Source organism: Erythrobacter sp. Dej080120_24 (genome assembly GCF_036322605.1).
Classification (GTDB): domain Bacteria; phylum Pseudomonadota; class Alphaproteobacteria; order Sphingomonadales; family Sphingomonadaceae; genus Erythrobacter; species Erythrobacter aurantius.
In genome coordinates this window covers 528,421-544,815 of record NZ_AP027262.1, presented here as the reverse complement: position 1 = coordinate 544,815, position 16,395 = coordinate 528,421, and the positions used below count along the sequence as shown (strand labels likewise).

14 protein-coding genes, 1 tRNA gene and 1 riboswitch are annotated in these 16,395 nt (G+C 59.0%); of the genes, 7 read left to right on the top strand and 8 right to left on the bottom strand.

Annotated features, from left to right (window positions below; genetic code table 11):
- The first annotated feature begins 14 nt into the window (after window positions 1-14).
- Together AABA34_RS02750 and msrB are read left to right on the top strand one after the other, a co-directional pair.
- Window positions 15-1,352 (top strand): cytochrome P450, encoded by a 1,338-nt coding sequence (locus AABA34_RS02750; RefSeq protein ID WP_338303785.1) that lies wholly within the window; start codon window positions 15-17, stop codon window positions 1,350-1,352.
- A gap of 81 nt (window positions 1,353-1,433) precedes the next feature.
- A complete protein-coding gene (gene msrB / locus AABA34_RS02745) occupies window positions 1,434-1,952 on the top strand; it encodes a peptide-methionine (R)-S-oxide reductase MsrB (protein ID WP_338303784.1) in 519 nt (172 codons plus the stop codon).
- Here the strand turns inward: msrB and AABA34_RS02740 are convergent.
- From AABA34_RS02740 to AABA34_RS02710, 7 genes are all read right to left on the bottom strand, one after another.
- Window positions 1,939-3,717, bottom strand: a complete 1,779-nt coding sequence (locus tag AABA34_RS02740; protein WP_338303783.1) for a hypothetical protein — start codon at window positions 3,715-3,717, stop codon at window positions 1,939-1,941. The two genes, msrB and AABA34_RS02740, sit on opposite strands and share 14 nt — an antisense overlap.
- A 3-nt stretch (window positions 3,718-3,720) precedes the next feature.
- Complete coding sequence (locus AABA34_RS02735) at window positions 3,721-4,167, bottom strand: GtrA family protein (RefSeq protein ID WP_338303782.1); 447 nt, start codon at window positions 4,165-4,167, stop codon at window positions 3,721-3,723.
- Window positions 4,167-5,795: an NAD(P)/FAD-dependent oxidoreductase gene (locus AABA34_RS02730; RefSeq protein WP_416830641.1), complete on the bottom strand. Its 1,629-nt coding sequence runs from the start codon at window positions 5,793-5,795 to the stop codon at window positions 4,167-4,169. Before AABA34_RS02730 ends, AABA34_RS02735 begins: the two co-directional genes overlap by 1 nt.
- Before the next feature lie 161 nt (window positions 5,796-5,956).
- Window positions 5,957-6,634, bottom strand: a complete 678-nt coding sequence (locus AABA34_RS02725; protein WP_338303781.1) for a PilZ domain-containing protein — start codon at window positions 6,632-6,634, stop codon at window positions 5,957-5,959.
- A gap of 109 nt (window positions 6,635-6,743) precedes the next feature.
- Window positions 6,744-6,828, bottom strand: a tRNA-Leu gene (locus AABA34_RS02720).
- Window positions 6,829-6,849: 21 nt separating this feature from the next.
- Entirely contained in the window at window positions 6,850-7,989 is a 1,140-nt protein-coding gene (locus AABA34_RS02715; RefSeq protein ID WP_338303780.1) for a tyrosine-type recombinase/integrase, read from the bottom strand.
- A gap of 1 nt (window position 7,990) precedes the next feature.
- Window positions 7,991-8,338 carry a MarR family winged helix-turn-helix transcriptional regulator gene (locus AABA34_RS02710; RefSeq protein WP_338303779.1) on the bottom strand — a complete coding sequence of 116 codons (348 nt, stop codon included), beginning with the start codon at window positions 8,336-8,338 and terminating at the stop codon, window positions 7,991-7,993.
- 259 nt (window positions 8,339-8,597) lie between these two features.
- Here AABA34_RS02710 and AABA34_RS02705 point away from each other — a divergent pair, with 259 nt between their 5' ends.
- From AABA34_RS02705 to AABA34_RS02685, 5 genes are all read left to right on the top strand, one after another.
- On the top strand, window positions 8,598-9,695 hold the full coding sequence (locus AABA34_RS02705; RefSeq protein WP_338303778.1) for a hypothetical protein: 1,098 nt from the start codon (window positions 8,598-8,600) through the stop codon (window positions 9,693-9,695).
- Window positions 9,696-10,453: 758 nt separating this feature from the next.
- Complete coding sequence (locus tag AABA34_RS02700; protein ID WP_338303777.1) at window positions 10,454-10,804, top strand: hypothetical protein; 351 nt, start codon at window positions 10,454-10,456, stop codon at window positions 10,802-10,804.
- 641 nt (window positions 10,805-11,445) lie between these two features.
- Window positions 11,446-11,547: riboswitch (SAM-I-IV-variant riboswitch) on the bottom strand.
- Window positions 11,548-11,946: 399 nt separating this feature from the next.
- Window positions 11,947-12,492: a recombinase family protein gene (locus AABA34_RS02695; protein WP_338303776.1), complete on the top strand. Its 546-nt coding sequence runs from the start codon at window positions 11,947-11,949 to the stop codon at window positions 12,490-12,492.
- Between the two features lie 586 nt (window positions 12,493-13,078).
- The gene (locus AABA34_RS02690) at window positions 13,079-14,860 is read left to right on the top strand and encodes a hypothetical protein (RefSeq protein WP_338303775.1); all 1,782 of its coding nucleotides are present in this window, start codon (window positions 13,079-13,081) and stop codon (window positions 14,858-14,860) included.
- Entirely contained in the window at window positions 14,857-15,393 is a 537-nt protein-coding gene (locus tag AABA34_RS02685; protein ID WP_338303774.1) for a hypothetical protein, read from the top strand. Before AABA34_RS02690 ends, AABA34_RS02685 begins: the two co-directional genes overlap by 4 nt.
- 131 nt (window positions 15,394-15,524) lie before the next feature.
- On the opposite strand, the gene AABA34_RS16425 is transcribed toward AABA34_RS02685, so the two are convergent.
- Window positions 15,525-15,902 carry a protein NO VEIN domain-containing protein gene (locus tag AABA34_RS16425; protein ID WP_445083752.1) on the bottom strand — a complete coding sequence of 126 codons (378 nt, stop codon included), beginning with the start codon at window positions 15,900-15,902 and terminating at the stop codon, window positions 15,525-15,527.
- Window positions 15,903-16,395 lie beyond the last annotated feature (493 nt).

Here is a 16,395-nt window from a genome sequence, read left to right as displayed (position 1 = left end):
AGGGAGAGAGAGTCATGGCCACGATCGCACCGGAACGCCCGAAAGTCCGCACTTCGCCGACATCCTACGATGCACTGAAAACGCATTTCGAGCAGCATCCGGAAGAACGCCCCAAGCATTCGCACAAGTGGGACGTGAGTCGCTCCGACATCTATTTCGAAGACAAGTGGCAGCCGATCTTCAAGGAAATGCAGGACGCAGGGCCGCTGCATTACATCCCGGAAAGTCCCTATGGCCCCTATTGGGCCGTGGTCGGCCACAAGGCGATCCAGCATATCGAGGCGCTTCCTGAAACCTTCTCCTCCAGCTGGGAACATGGCGGCATCACCATCCTCGAACGGCTGACCGAGGAAGAAGCGGCGGCCGCCGGGGCCGACACCCGCGAACTGCCAATGTTCATCGCGATGGACCGGCCGCAGCACACCGGCCAGCGCCGCACCGTCGCGCCCAAGTTCACTCCAAGCGCGATGGTCGAGATGGAAGGCGAGATCCGCCAGCGCACTGGCGAGCTGCTGGATACGCTGCCGCGCGGCAAGGTGTTCGACTGGGTCGACAAGGTATCGATCGAACTGACTACCGGCATGCTTGCGATCCTGTTCGGTTTCCCGTGGGAAGACCGCCGCCTGTTGACCTTCTGGTCCGACTGGTCGGGCGATACCGAACTTGCGACCGTGCGCGAGCTGGACGGGGTGCGCTGGGAAATCCTCCAGGAAATGGCGGCCTATTTCCAGTCGCTGTGGATCGAACGCACCATGGACAAGGAGCCGGGCAACGATCTCATCAGCATGATGATCCATTCCGAGGCGATGAACCAGATGCGGCCCGAGGAATTCATGGGCAATCTGGTGCTGCTGATCGTTGGCGGCAACGACACCACCCGCAATTCGATGAGCGGGTTCGTCCACGCGCTCGACAAATTCCCCGACCAGCGCAAGCTGTTCGAGGAAAATCCCGAGATCATCCCCAATGCGGTGCAGGAAATGCTGCGTATGCAGACCCCGCTGGCGCATATGCGCCGCACCTGCACCGAGGATACCGAAGTGTTCGGCCAGACCATCAAGAAAGGCGACAAGGTGGTGCTGTGGTACCTCGCCGCCAATCACGAGGAAGAGATCTTCCCCGATCCGCACAAGCTTGATCTGACCCGCGAAAACGCACGCCGCCACATCGCATTCGGTTACGGCATCCACCGCTGCGTCGGTGCGCGTCTCGCCGAACTGCAACTGCGCATCCTCCTGGAGGAAATGCACAAGCGCCGCATGCGCGTGCACGTCGCCGGCGATGTCGAACGGGTGCGGGCGAACTTCGTCCATGGCTTCCGCAAGCTCGAAGTCGAGATCACCGAGTTCTGATTTAGCCCCTCGGCTGAAACTTTTGGGCGCTTCTCGGCGTAATTGTCTGTAGGATACATGCGATTGCGAGGGGAGATACCCATGCGTTTCAACCTGACGGAACAGCGCCTTGGCCGCCGTGGCTTTGTCGCCGCTGCCGGTGCGCTCGCGGCCATGCCATTGCTTGAAAGCTGCGGCAGCGGTCGCGCCGAAGCGCGCGAGGTGGGCAATTTCCGCATTTCGAAGACGGAAGCGCAATGGCGCCGCCTGCTTACCCGCAACGAATACTACATCCTGCGCGAAGCGGGCACCGAACGCGCCTATTCATCGCCACTCAACGATGAAAAGCGGCCCGGCACATTCGTATGCAAGGGGTGCGACAACCGGCTTTATGCCTCGGCCCACAAATATGACAGCGGTACCGGCTGGCCTAGCTTCTGGCGCGCAATCGACGGCGGGGCTGTCGGCACGTCCGTCGATTACAAGATCGGCTACCCCCGCACCGAAGTGCACTGCGCCGATTGCGGCGGGCATCTGGGGCATATCTTCGGCGACGGACCGCGGCCGACAGGCAAGCGTCACTGCATCAACGGGCTTGCGCTGAAGTTCATTCCGGCCTGATCCGCCAGACCTTAAGTCCGTTGCCCTGATCAAGCGCGACAGGTTCGAGCCAGCCGGGGGCATCCCCGTCGATCAGGTCAGCGACAAACCCTTCCGGCGCGATCTTGGCATACATGCGCGCTTCGCCAAGCGCGGGGCACAGCGCGACATAGGCTGTTCCGCGCTTTGCCAGCGCCGCCTTTGCATCGTCTGGCGATCCAAGCGCCGTTTCCATCAGCACGCGCATCCCGGCGTCGCCGCGATGGTGGCCGGTGGCAATCACGGTGTGATCCGTCGTCAGCAACAGCTCGGGCGCAATATCCATCGGCGCGAAGAATTCACCCTTCGGCAGCTCGGCCAGCACCGGCCCGGCATCCTGCATCCGGCAGTCAACCGCCTTCACCGCAACATCGGGCACACCGCCCAGCGATGCGCGGGCGGGCATGGCGTTGGCCAGCAGGATTGCCGGGAAGGCGGGCAGCAGTGCGCACACCACCCCGACCATGGCGACCATGCGCGGCGCGGGTTGCTCCATCGTCCGGATCGCGCGCAACCACTGGCGCAGCTGCCATGCGAGCGGCGGTGCGGCGAGCACACAGGCCACTGCCCCTGCGCGAGAGACAAAGATCGACACCACAAAGGCGCCGGCCAGAATCACCGCGTAATCGAACCAGAACTGCCGCAGCCAGTCGCGCGACCGAGCCGCAAGCGCAATCGCCGCGACCAGCGCGATCAGCGGCGTCACCGCATATTGCAGCGCGGTTGAAAGCGATTGCCGCCAGATCGGCATCCCTTCGAGCACATTGGCATGCCAGAACTTTGCCACGATCGGGTCAAGCGCGGAAAATCCGCCGCCGCTGGCGCATTGCGGAGCAGCCATCAGCAGCCCCGCCAACGCGCCTCCGCCTGCGATCGCGAACCCGAACAGCAATATGCCGCGCGGCATCGGCTCGAACTTCGCGAACAGCGTCAGCACCACTGCGCCCCACAGGAACATGGCAAGGTGCACCGGGCTGATCGCATCGCAATAGAGGGCAAGATCATCAATGCCGCGGGTGAGCAGGAAAAGCGCGAGGCTGACCAGCGCGAGCGACTGGATCGCACCGACCATCATCACGCGCGCATCCCTGTGCCGCAACCAGCGCACCGCAATCACGGCAAAGATGATCGCCGCCAGCGGCAGTCCTTCGAGCGAAATCGCCAGCCATGTTGCCAGCGATGCGCCAATGATCCGTCCGCCAAGCACCGGGGAGCGCGCCATCAGCCCGTTCACCGCCGCGAGTGCACAGACGATCTGCCAGCCGTGATGATCGATCCTCAAAGGGCCAAGCTGGAACAACACCGGCACCGAAATGGCGAGCACCAGCGAAGTCAGGATGGCTTCTTCGTCGCCAAGCAGCCGCCACGCAATGCGCGCCGCCAGCATCATTGCAAGACCGAGGGTGATCAGAGGCACGATCACCAGCGCCGCCGGCTCCGGCCCAATCATCGGGGTCAGCAACAGGATGACAAGCGCAAGCGGAATGTCGACAATGCGCGACCAGTGCATCGGCACGCCTCCACCCGGTGCGTCGACACGGTGCTGCGACAGATCGAACCACGCCTGTCCGCCAAGCAGGTCGCGCACCTGTATAAGGCGCATGGTGTCATCGGGATCGGGAAAGCGCAGTGCTGTAATCGCGCTCCAGTTGATTGCGACCAGCAGCGCGCTGACTGCGAGCCAGGTGAGGCCGAGCCGGACCAGAAAGTTGATCGTAAACGCCGCCCGTCGCCGCTCGACCAGCATCGCTCAGGCCCCTTGTGCAGAAGCGTCAGGGCTGCGGAAGACGATGCGGCTGCGGAGCAGCCATGTCACAAGGAAGCTGACGACGATCGCCACGCCCTTGGCCAGACGTGGATCGATGCCGCTCCAGTCGCCAAAGCCGACAATCGCGGTGGTCAGGCCGAGCCCGATTATCGCGGAAATGACGAACAGCGCCTTTTGCCGGGTACGTGCGATCCCGCCGTCGGCCACGCTATCCTGAAACACCGCGCGGCTCGACATCAGCCAATGCGCCAGAATGCCAAGCGAATAGCCCGCTGCCGAAGCTGGGGCGGCTGCAGTGCCCACCGCCATCAGACCCAGAAAGCAGCCGACATCGACTGCCAGCGCACCCACGCTGGCAAAGACATAGCGCAGGAAACGTATGTCCCCGATCTTCGCCAGAACAGAGGCGGGATTGGCTTGCACCGGCATCAGGCCCTCTTGCGGATCTCTTCGGCCTGCCCGTCATCGGGCGCAATCCGTTCGGGCACGCCGCGCAGGCTGGTGAGCGCTGCGACCTGATCCTCGCTAAGCGGCTGAGCCTCGATTTCGCGTGCGGGGATCGCTGCGTCTGCGCCTTCGTCGCCCGCCTCGTGATATTCGGCATCCTCGTTGACGCACCATGTGTCATAGACACGCTTGCCCGCGAGGATATTCTCCACCGTCAACATCGCCGTCATCATGGCGTGATCCTGATTGTTGTAGCGGTGCATCCCATTGCGCCCGACAAGGTGCAGGCTGGAGTGCTGATCCTCCAGCTCGACGCGCATCGCCTGCACGTTCGCTTCGTAATCGTCGTCATAGACCGGATAGGCCTTTTCCTGACGGACGACCGCGCCGGAAACCACTTTCGAAGGATCGCACAGGCCAAGGATCTGCATCTCGCGCGTGGCCTGCGCCACCAGATCCTCGTCCGAGGAAGACCACAGTCCGTCCCCTTCGAAGCAGAAATATTCGAGACCCACACAGGCCTTGTCCTCATCCGGCACCATTTCGGGCGACCAGCTGCGGAAGTTCTGTACCCGGCCCACCTGCACCCGGTCATCGTGGATGTAGATCCAGTTGTCAGGGAACAGGTCTTCGGATTTGACCATCAGCGCCACGGTAAGGAAATCACGGTAACGCAGTCTGTCGGCCTTAAGGCTCGATTGCGGCAGCGGATGGATCCGCTTCGACAATTCACGCATCGGTGCGGAGCTGATCACGTGCTTTGCACGGATTTGCGCCGTGCCGCCCGGCCCGCTGGCCACCATCGACCAGTCATAGCCGTCTGCATTGGGGCCGATCTTTGCCAGCCGTTCAAGCGCATGGCCCATCAGCACCTGGCCCTTGCCCGATGCGATGATCTTGTCCCGCGCGGCGTCCCACATCATGCCGGGGCCGAGACGAGGATAGCGGAAGGTTTCGAGCAGTGTCTTCACCGCCTGCCCGTCATTGGGTTTCTTGTTGAGGCCGAGGCTGCGCTTCAATCCGTCGACGACAGCGCCCCAGAGCGACAGCCCCTTGATCCGCTGCGCCGCCCAGTCGGCGCTCATTTCATTGCAGGGCATGCCCCACACCTTCTCAGTGTAGGTCTTGAAGAAGATCGAATAGAGCTTGTGGCCGAACTGGTTGGTGGTCCAGTCTTCGAAACTGCGCACGTCCTTGATCGGGAACAACTTGTAGCGAAGGTAACTCGCCATGCAGGCGGTAGACCGCAGGATGCCGAGGTTCGCCAGCGCTTCGAAGGCGCGCAGCGGATAGCTGTAGAATTTGCCTTCGTAATAGATGCGACTCATCCGCGGGCGCTGGATGAAATCGTCGGGCAGGATCTCGTTCCACAGGTCGACGACTTGCTGCGACTTCGAAAAGAAGCGGTGCCCGCCGATGTCGAAGCGGTAGCCTTCGTGTTCGACGGTGCGGCTGATGCCGCCGACATAGGTTTCGTCCTTTTCGATGATGGCAACCGATTTGCCCTGCTTGGTCAGCAGGTAACCGGCGGTCAGCCCGGCAGGCCCCGCTCCGATGATTGCCACATCCACATCAATGATACCCGGCTGATCAGCGTCGCGCTGCATCATGAAAGGCCCCCGTTTCGTCGTCATGTCCGCAAGGCGCGCGGACAACCTGAAACCGGGAGTGAAGGAAATTGGTTAGCGAGGAGTAAACGAGGCCGATTAATTGCCGGATTTTTGCTGGCCGACCCGGAAAATTCCTTAATCAGGGAAGCTCTTGCCGGTAATCAGTTGAGCAGCCCCGGGCATTGCAGGCGAGCAGCGAAGCGGGCGAAATCCTCAAGCGAAAGCGTATCGTCGAACACCACGCCATAATTCTGGTCCCGCCGCCAGCGCACCTTCGCCCGGACTTCCTTCATGGCGGTCCCAGGCACCGCGCTTTCCAGCCTCAGCGTCTGGTCTATCGCGAACAGCGTGTCGCATTCGAACCGCGCGCCCTGTTGGGACAGGTTTTCAACCAGGCCTTCGCTTGTGCCGGAAAGCGTCTTGATCCGGATCGGGAAATTGAGGCCCAGCCGCAGGCCGCGCTTGGGGTAGTTCCCCGCTTCGTTGATCAGCCGCCCGACATCCACCGGATTTGCAAATTCGAAACCGGCCTCATTGCCGCGGTCCCACACGTTGCGCAGTTCGTAGACGCTTCCGCCCGGCATGTGCAGCTCGATCGGATCGCCCGTCGGCAGCTTGTGAAACAGCCGCACCGCAACCCCGGTTTCGGAGACATCGCGCACCACGCAGACGAATTCGCCCTGCGCCGTCACCAGCTTCGCCGCACGAATGAGCAAGGTGAAGCGCGGAGCGCGGCGTTCCTCGACCGGCAGCCCGGACTCAGCCGTTGCTTCGGGCACGGTTTCACCGAGCGGCTCTTCGCTCAAATTCGCTTTCGGATTGATCGCGGCGCTATCCATGCGTGTATTGCCTGATCGCGGGCGACATCCCGAAAGAGCGCGCGCAATCCGTTGTTATCCCTGGTCTCAATCGGCGGGCATAACGGTTGAGGGGTTAAGACGGGGATAATGGTGCGGGCGGCGGGACTCGAACCCGCACGATCAAGGATCAGGGGATTTTAAGTCCCCGGCGTCTACCATTCCGCCACACCCGCCCTTGAAAACTAGGGAGTTTTTCAGCGCTGACCGGCCATTATGGCACCATATTCCCCACCGTGGGGGACGTCTTGGGGAACGCTGAAACCCGCAGAACTCAGGGCTTCTTGAAGGCCCCCTGCCATGAAGTTCCCCAGCTTCACAAGCGCCTGGTCCAGATTTTCGTCTTTCATATGGGCGTAACGTAGGGTGGTTTGTATCACTTTGTGGCCCATCCAGGCCTGGATTACGTACAGGTTCACGTTGGCATCCAAGAGCCTGGTGGCGCAGGTATGACGGCAGCCGTAGAAGACCCAATCGGGATCGTCGGCCTTGCCCATGTGCTCCCTGATACGCTCCCACCAGGATCGACGGCCACGCTCGGTAGGCATGGTGCCGGTAACGACCAGGTTGGTCAGGAGAGCCTCCGTGCGGGGGCTGAGTGGCAGCGTCCTGCTCTTCTTGTTCTTGGTGAACCAAAGGGTCAGCCGGTGGTCCTTGATGTCCTCCAGCTTGATCCTGGACAGCTCAGAGGGCCTGCAGCCGGTGTTGATGGCCACCTCGACTAGGTCACGCATGGCGTCGGCCTCAGGCCTCCCACGGCTCTCCAGGAAGTCGTAGATGGCCTGCTCCTCTTCCTTCGAGAAGTAGACGATCCTGCCGTCACGCTCCTCAGTCCAGGCGAACATCTTCTCCTCTATGGGAGCCTTGCGGAGCTTCAAAGTAATGCACTCGGTCAGGAAGCGCCTCAGGTGGCTTAGGTAGCGATTGATGGTCGCAGAGGCCTTCCCCTGGCTCTCCAGGGACGTGATGAGACGGTTGACCAGGCGGGCGTCAATAGTCTCGACCGGCTCGTCGCCGATGATCCTGGCGGCAGCCTCCATGCGGCTCCAGCACTTCGCTTCCGACGTGCTGTTCTTCCAGACGCGGCCTTCAGCCTTCACGATGGCGATGGCCTCGCGGAGCGTTAGGGGGCCAGAGGTTGTCTGGAGGGTCCTGACGGCGTCCTGGGGCACTCCGTGTGCCCACATGGCCAGGACACGCTCCTCGTCGGCCTGGGCGATTGCGTAGGTGTCATGGCGCTGCCTGTAGCGCTCCTTTTCACCATCCACAGTGCGTTGCAGCTCGACACGGAACTTCCCCGTGGCTTTGCCTGCGCGTTTCTCGGCGGTGATGCCCATCTCAGTCCTCTAGGATTTCGATAAGCTGGTCGAGCAATAGCTTGCCTTTTGGGGTCAGAGTGTATCGGTTGATCCTAAGATTCTTGGGATCGATTTGCCGGTCGACGAGCTTGTAGCCCTCTCCGCCTTTCCGGTTACGGTCTGCCAGGTCCAAGAGCTGCCTCGAGGCAGTGGAGAGGTTAGTCCCGAGCTTGTCTGCAATCTCGGTCAGGCTGGATCCTTCGTTGGCCGCAACAGTGAGGAAGGCCTGAACCATCTGCGTGGGCACCAGTGGATCGATAGAAGTCCTGACTTGACGCATGACCCTATCTAGCTTCCTTATCCCTTGAGTGCGCTTCTCGGCATCCATGCTAATCGCTCGCGGTAGTTGCGGTTGAGCGCTCCACATACGGTTATACTGGTTTTAAGTCAACCATTCCCAATGTGGTCAGAGCATGCTTCCAAGACGACAGGGCGAGCCTAAGACAACCCATCGCTTCTTGCAAAAGCACTCGCCATCAGCAAGTTGCCTCGATTTGAGGTTGCCTTTGACTTAGCTGCCTCACAATCGGTCGTCGCGGCACTCGAACCTCAAGCTCAACATTCCCACTTTGTCGACTAGGAAGCCAATGTCACGCTCCACCATCTACACCGTTAGCAATGGACAGCTCACAGCAATGAAACCCTCGGCCCCTGAGAGCGAGGCTGTGATGCAGTTGCTCGTGGCTGACTACCCTGAAATCATCGCCGACGATGATGGCGACCTTCTCCTCATCAAGCGCGAGCAACCTATAGGAGATGGCGAAGGCGATGGACGGTGGTCCCTGGATCACCTTTTTGTCACCCAGGAAGGCGTGCCGGTTTTGGTTGAACTGAAGCGGGCCGTGGATACGCGCCTACGTCGTGAAGTGGTGGGGCAGATGCTGGACTACGCTGCCAACGCCACCGCCCACTGGAAAGCGGGTACCGTTGCTGACAGCTTCGAAGCTACGACACGAGCAGCTGGTCGCGACCCATGGGAGGTGCTCGCAGCATTTCTCCCTGAAGGACTGGAGCCGGAGACATTCTGGGAGCGCGTTGATGCGAGCTTTGCAGCGGGCCGAGTGAAGCTGGTCTTCGTCGCCGACACCATCCCACGTGAACTCGCACGGATCGTGGAGTTCCTGAACGAGCAGATGAAGGCCGAAGTTCGCGCCGTCGAGCTGAACTGGTTCGAGGCCGAAGGTGTGAAGGCGTTCACGCCACGGGTCATCGGTCAAACTCAGCGGGCGCAGGCATCCAAAAGCAGCTCTCGCGGGCTTCCGCCGCCTATCTCGAAGGAGGAATGGATTACCTCCAACATGAGCAGATACGGTCAGGAGGCCGTAGATGGAGCGCACCAGTTTGTCGAAATGGTCAGCTCATTGGATGGACACGCCGAGGTGGCAAAAGCCCAAGGGTCTCTGATTGGTGTTTTCGATCTTCCCTTCGGAGCGTTCTTCCCGATGTCCGTTGCTTACGGCAAAGTCACACTCAACCTTGGTTACATGACGCATCGACCAGCCTTGAAGCCTGAGGAAAAGCGACAGTCGATCTACGACCACCTTTCGGAAACAGTCGGCGGGCTTTCAACGGAGACATTGACCGGCTTCCCTGGCTTTCCCCTTGCTCTGATGAACGATGCGGATGTGCGTGAGAAAATCGCGGCTGTGCTTTCGGACATCATCAGAGACGCCTTGGCCGAGTGATCGCTGCCAGGGTCTGACGTCTTGAATGTGGCCTGAGCGAAACCGTCGTTTTCAAAGGGCCATTCCAGCTGGACCTCGCGGTACCATCAGTGCAGCGGAAGGGGACCCGTTGCCTGCGTTCGGCCGCCTACACGCACCTCATCATCTGTCGCCTCATTTCATCAGTCATTTCGTCCATTTTATGTAGTTCCTCAGCCGCAGATGACCCGGCTCCCAGCCGCTTTCCGACATTGGCTGCCCAGGCTTGGTAATCCAAATCGCCTGAATTGGAGTATTACCCACCGATCATCTGGAACCTTCCGATCTTTGGATCAAAAATGCACCGCTCGAAACCGTTCTATCCGCCCATTCTGTTTTTCGCGTTGAACTCCCCGCACAGAGCAGGTCCTTCGACAGTCTTGAGGTTTATCAGTTGTAAACTGCCGGGGTCGACCAGTCGTGACCCCAGAAGCGCACGGACCTCACGTTCCATGGTTGCGCTGTTTTGAGCACTGACTGGAATAGAGGTGACCGCTGCAAGAGCGAGCATCGCATGGAAAAATGGCCCTCGGCGAAACATACTAATCCTCGAGATTGGGTGTGATGGCGCAACGTCGCCCTTTATGCATTGGATCGACCGGTGGGCAAAGTATACAAGCATGAACTGAGAGTGTCTTTTCTCAGATGGTTAGGTCAAATGTTGTACCTTGAGAGCCAGGTGTCCCGGACCGGATCAGATGGTCGTAAAGATAACTTTATAACGTGTGGGCTAGGCCCATTTGGTCGAGCAGGAATTCCTCAAAGTTGTGGAGGCTGTGGGCAGAGGGCCGATGTTCTACAACCCGTCGGCGCAAAGGGTCGAAAGCGACAGCAGCCGACATTTCAAGAAGGTGGGGGAGCGTTTGGCTCAGTGGGTGCGTGAGGAAGTCGGGATCAAGGACACCGATATCAAACCGAACCACGCTTGGAGGCACACGTTCAAGTCGCTGTCGTACGACGCAGGTATCGAGGAGCGCCTGGTGGATGCGATCCAAGGGCATGCTCCAAAGACGACGGGTCGTACTTACGGTAGCCCCTCGCTCGCCGCTAAAGCGGAGGCCATCAAGAAAATCCCACGGTTTAAGATATAGGATATTCCAGCAAGCGATGAGCCGTTTTGTCGATACACGGGATTTTCGAGTTGGCTCAATTTGCGATCGACCGATATGAATTCGGTTTAGGCGGTGTCCCTTTGAGGGGGTTTGCCGAAGTCAACAGTTAGCGAGATGCCGCCAGAGGGTGGTTGCTTGCTCCGGTTCACTGATCGATCGGGTTCTAGGTATACGCAATCATCGGCTGCGTAGACAATGGACATGCGGAAGCCAAATTTCTGGACAGCATTCAGTGCGGTAACCTCGAGAAACCTACGAGCGTCTGCATCGAGTGCACCAGTTGCCTCGTCTACTCCTGGATGGATCAGGTGCGAGTTATTTCGGGCTATTCGCGCTGACGGCGAACCCTGGCCCAACGCAAACCGTTCACACTGATACACCGTAGCCGCTAGGCGTATGACGACGTAGGGAAAGCCTTGCTCACCACGTGCGCATGCGTCCGCATCAGGCCCTACGCCCGTTAGAGGTCGGATCAAGTTAGCCATGGAGCGGCTCCTTCTGGCCAAACTTGGCGTGAGCGCAGCAGATAGCTGCCTGCCCCTGTTTCAATTCGCAGTGTAACGACATCAACATACATCCTTTCGTTCAGCATCAGCCGTGCGATGAAAGGGAGCAGCGTTGGACGCCCGTTTGGTTGCCATTCAGCCGCATCCCCTTCCAGGTTCCACCTTGCCCGGGCGGGCAGGTTGGCATGAGCAGCAGCTCATTTCTTGATGCACAATCAGCTAAGCCCAATCGTCACCGCTTTACAACCGAAAACAGTTGGACTGTTCGGCGGTGGGGCCCGACAAAGCACTCCTTACCGCCGATATGATAAGCCGATCTTAGGACCAAAGCGTGCTGCAAAGCGGGGTCCGACCTGCGTGGATTACCGCGAGCGAAGCCGCCTGTTCGAAAATGTGTATGTGGTGGGAGCGTTTGGTACCATCTGGGCTGCCGAAGGGGACCCTACGAATTGCCATGTCAGGTTGCCATTCCTCTACCTGCTCTGCCCTTGTATCGTTAGAGTATACCTCAGGGATACACCGGCACGAGACAGATCGAGTGTCTCATTAGGATTGACATTGGCATTTTGGACATTTAGCGGTCTTGGTCTTAGAGGCTATTGAGACACATTCACCATGACCACCACGATAGGCTACGCACGGGCAAGCTCTGACGATCAAGACTGCACAATCCAGGAGGAGGCCCTCAAGGATGCAGGCTGTTCCATCATCCGGTCCGAGACCAAGAGCGGCACGACCAGGCATGGGCGCGACCAGCTCGACACGGTCCTTGAGTTCCTGCGCGAAGGCGACACGCTCGTGGTGACCCGCATCGACCGGCTGGCGCGATCCGTGAAGGACCTTGAGGACATCGTGGAGACCATCAGAGCCAAGGGGGCTCACCTCCAGGCGACAGAACAGCCCATTGACACGTCGACCCCAGCAGGCGTTGCGTTCCTCCAGATGCTGGGGGTGTTTGCCCAGTTTGAGACTGCCCTTCGTAGGGAGCGCCAGATGGAAGGGATCGCCAAAGCCAAGGCTGCAGGCGTTTACAAGGGACGCAAGCCCTCAGTGCCCGTCGAGGACGTTCGTCGCCTGAAGGAAGAGGGTCTCAACCCGACCGAAATCAGCAGGCAGCTCAAGATCGGAAGGGCGTCCGTCTACCGGGCGCTGGCCGCATAGCATGACGACACAGGAAAAGGCTGAGCGCGATAGCGCAATCTGTAAAGCCTATGAGTTCGGCTATGGCCAAGCTGACATCGCCAGAGCCTTCGGGCTGAGTTCGACACGGGTCGGCCAGATACTGAAGGACCATAACGTCCCCAAGAGGACTGGTTGTATTCCCCCGTTGGCCTGGGACGGTGAACCGATGCAGTTTTAGCCTTCTCTCAGGTCAGAGATGAGCCAATAGAGCAGATTGAGGCCGAACAACGTGTTCAGAAAATAATCGGGTGGTCTGGATCACCAAAAGCTGGCTTGGCTGGCCATTCTTAGGCCCATTGGAGGCTTATCGGCAGTGGGGATCAGCGCACTTCGGCGCTGCTGAAGGACACAAGGATGGAGGGACTGCGATCGGTCTTGTGGTCTCCTAAGGGCACTTGAAGCTGAATTAAGGAGGGTGGGAGGAAGTGGACAACCACTCCCACCTCTTCAGGCAACCCAAAGTAACCACAAGAAAACCAAAGTTATCATAGTTCCTTTAGAGGAGACTGATGGTAACACAGACCATTGGGTCCTTCCCAACCAAAGGCCCTGCAGGAACCTCAAGTTGCCGTCCAGTTCGCTTGCAGCTTCATCGCTCAACAAACTCATCAACCAGCTCAAGGACAATGGGTCCTCCCCTAAGGCTGACCACAAGATCGCCTTGGAGGTGCTCTTGGAAACACTGGAGGCTGGCCTAAACGACAACCTCTCTCAGCACTACTTCCTGTCCGCTATTGACCCAGGGATTGGGAAGTCGCTTGCGGTGTCCAAGTTCCTCCAGGTCTGGAAGGAACGAAACTTCACCCCGGCCTCAAGTGTCCTCATAGGCCTGTCGCGCCTTCAGGAAATCGAAGGATACCTGAAGAACTCTGGTCTCAACAAAGAGGATGTGGCTGTCCTGACCAGCGATCATACATACAAAGAGCTTGGGGTTCCGAAAGAGGACCACCCTTCAGCGCGTGTCATGTTCACGACTCAGCAGATGATCGAGCGGCGCACGAGGGACAAATCCTTCGCTGATGCCGAGGAGTTCCACTTCGAAGGGGAGCCGCGCAGCCTGCGCATCTGGGACGAGAGCCTGATCCCCGCAGCCCACCTGGTGGTCCATGCGGATGAGATTGCAGCCCTTCCTCTGGTGTTGCGAAAGGCGTTTCCACAGTTGGCCGACACTGCTCATCATCTCAATGGGCGCATCTACTCTTCAGAGGCTGGGCAGCGCATCACCATCCCAGCCGAGTTTGGGAAGCTGCCAGACGGCATCCGATCGATCAGGAACGCCAAAGCCATCGAAACACTGGAGGCTCTCTCAAGGCTGGCAGGTCAAGAGCTGGAGCCTGTCGCAATCGGAGATGGCATTGCCGAGCTGGCAGGTGCGGCTGCCCCCTTGCCAGAGGACTTTGCTCCTGTAGTCGTCCTGGACGCCTCAGGGAGGGTTCGCTCGACCTATCGCGTCTGGGAACAGACTGGAGGGCCGCTTCGCCGGTTGCCAGAGGTGACAAAGGACTACGGCAACCTCCGGGTCTATCTCTGGGAACGGAGGGTCGGCAAGGCACCGCTCAAGCTACCTGGCACCGTTGAGGAAGTGGTGACCGCCATCTCTGATCTGATCGAAGAGGATCGTACGGATGACCAATGGCTAATCATCTCCTACAAGGAACCTTCTATAGAGCGGCAGCTTCGGGAGGCCCTGAGGTCCGACGTCAATACCCGCATGCACTTTCTGACATGGGGCATGCATCACGGCACCAACGAGTTCAAAGACTGCCGAAAGGTCGTGCTGGTCGGCCAGATGTCTTACGGAGCAGGTGGATACAGAGCGTTAGCTTCAGCCTGCGGGGCTTCAGACCCAGACAAGGCGACGTTGGCCGAGCTGGAAAGGGGAGAGTATCGCCACCATCTCCTCCAGGCGCTGACCAGGGCGTCCGTAAGGTACAACCGACATGGTCAGTCTGGAACCTGCACAGCCCACATCATCGCGTCCCCTAACCTTGGTATGCATGATGCAATTGCTCAGGCCTTTCCAGGGTGTGCCGTTGAGCGTTGGTGTCCCGATGAGAAGGACCTCGGCGGCAAGGTCGGGAAGCTGATCAAGCTCCTACAGAGTGCTAGGAACCAGGGTATGCGTCGGATCACGAAGAAGGAACTGCGCGATGCTCTTGGCATCGCTGCGGCCAACTTCAGTCGCCTGCTTGGCCACCGCGAGGTGACCTCATGGCTGGACCAAAACCACGTTCGGGTTGATCGTAGGGAGTTCATTCTATGGCCCACGTTCGAACCTTTGCCTGGCGATGGGTTTACGATCGACCAGCTCGATTATCTTGATGAAAACTTGGAGCCAGAAACATGACCTCAGACCACCAGCATGGGGGCAGCGATCAACCTGAGCGTGGGATAGGCTCGCCAAGCTACGACGTCAGTAGCCTGGACGAGGAGCTATGCTTGCACGTCGCGCTCTCGGATGAGGATTGGGTCATCCTCGTTGAGCGCGAAGAGTATGGCAGGGTCGATAGCTGGGATGAGTACTTCGCCATCTCGAAGCATCTGGATGGCTACTGCTTCTGCGTCGTCCGTGACCAATGGCTGGGAGAGGTGCCGGACGATTGGTTCGATGAAGACGGAGAGCCATTACCCGAACACCAAGATGAGAACGGTGATCTGAAAATACCTGACGAGATCGACGGCTCTCGCGTGCTCGGATACAAGTATGGAGGCTTCACGGGAGAACTTTCGGCAGAAGGTTGGGAGCCTGTAATGGTTCCTCACCTGACACCACTGAGAGTGCGTGATGCGCTCAGCCAACTGCAATGGAGGGAAGGCGACTTCGGGGAGGTGTGGGAAGCTCTAAAGGTCCTTGCGCGGCGATCAGAGGAATCGACTTAGGCACGAGCCTCATTTGAATACCGCCTCAGCACGAAGTCCCACACCTGATCAACCTTCGCATCCCACAGGTCCTTGGGATACGGGTCCTCCGGCAGCTCGTTGAGGCACACCCTCATCAGCAGCACAACACTCTACAGCGCCGTCGGACTTTGTTCGCTCAGCTTACAGGAAAAGCTGAGAGGACGAAGGTCAGTCTCGTCCACATTCCACCCTTCCAGTGCCCTTACAACACCCCCAGAGGCCTCGGTTCGCATTTCGAGCAGGTCAATGTCATGCACTACAATGAGTAGATTGCGAGGATGACTGCTTCGATGCAGTTCAACCTCATTTGCCGTAAGCAAAATCGTCCCAAAGCCGGCCGTTGTTCCCTTGACCTCGACGACATGTTCGACGTCATCCTTCCAAGCTACATAGTCGCATGATCGCTTGGCGCTGACATCCTCAACATCTCGGTAGCCATTCGCATCGAGCCATTGTCGAGCCAAGTCCATGGCCCGGTTCTCGACCACCTTTCTCTGAGCTGCGTTTAGTCCGAAGCCTTGGCCAGATGATGGGTTCGGTTTTCGCCGAGGACTGCCCTTTGCGTTCCATCGCAGGAGTGTTCTCTGACGAGAACTCAAGCTGCAGTTTCAGAACCTCCTGCATCATCTCACGCATCACTATCTTCCGATCGCGTCTTTAATTGGAGAAAATCCGAGAACTATCTGGTCAGGCCGCAGAGCTGTATTGGTCCAGAGTTGGTTCGCAGCTTGGAAAAGGCTCGATGAGAGCTTCTGAAGATCGACGGCCAATGATTATTCCCTCTGGTCAGGAACTTGGAGCGCACAATAGTTCGCCTGTTGTTGGCGTCCAGCCCGATTGGCGCAGCCATTCAAGAAAGGAAGGGATTTTCCGAGGGAACTGAGATGGGGGTTGTATGGGGAGTTCCCCCAGAACCTCCCCTGCGCCCCCCTGGGAGCCTCTCCGATGAGGCGCCAAGAACCGCAGAAATCTCATATTGTG

What these genes read in the sequence shown, in the direction of transcription:
- AABA34_RS02750 (WP_338303785.1), top strand. Translation starts at nt 15, where the DNA reads ATGGCCACGATCGCACCGGAACGCCCGAAAGTCCGCACTTCGCCGACA.
- msrB (WP_338303784.1), top strand. Translation starts at nt 1,434, where the DNA reads ATGCGTTTCAACCTGACGGAACAGCGCCTTGGCCGCCGTGGCTTTGTC.
- AABA34_RS02740 (WP_338303783.1), bottom strand. Translation starts at nt 3,717, where the DNA reads ATGCTGGTCGAGCGGCGACGGGCGGCGTTTACGATCAACTTTCTGGTC.
- AABA34_RS02735 (WP_338303782.1), bottom strand. Translation starts at nt 4,167, where the DNA reads ATGCCGGTGCAAGCCAATCCCGCCTCTGTTCTGGCGAAGATCGGGGAC.
- AABA34_RS02730 (WP_416830641.1), bottom strand. Translation starts at nt 5,795, where the DNA reads ATGATGCAGCGCGACGCTGATCAGCCGGGTATCATTGATGTGGATGTG.
- AABA34_RS02725 (WP_338303781.1), bottom strand. Translation starts at nt 6,634, where the DNA reads ATGGATAGCGCCGCGATCAATCCGAAAGCGAATTTGAGCGAAGAGCCG.
- AABA34_RS02715 (WP_338303780.1), bottom strand. Translation starts at nt 7,989, where the DNA reads ATGGGCATCACCGCCGAGAAACGCGCAGGCAAAGCCACGGGGAAGTTC.
- AABA34_RS02710 (WP_338303779.1), bottom strand. Translation starts at nt 8,338, where the DNA reads ATGGATGCCGAGAAGCGCACTCAAGGGATAAGGAAGCTAGATAGGGTC.
- AABA34_RS02705 (WP_338303778.1), top strand. Translation starts at nt 8,598, where the DNA reads ATGTCACGCTCCACCATCTACACCGTTAGCAATGGACAGCTCACAGCA.
- AABA34_RS02695 (WP_338303776.1), top strand. Translation starts at nt 11,947, where the DNA reads ATGACCACCACGATAGGCTACGCACGGGCAAGCTCTGACGATCAAGAC.
- AABA34_RS02685 (WP_338303774.1), top strand. Translation starts at nt 14,857, where the DNA reads ATGACCTCAGACCACCAGCATGGGGGCAGCGATCAACCTGAGCGTGGG.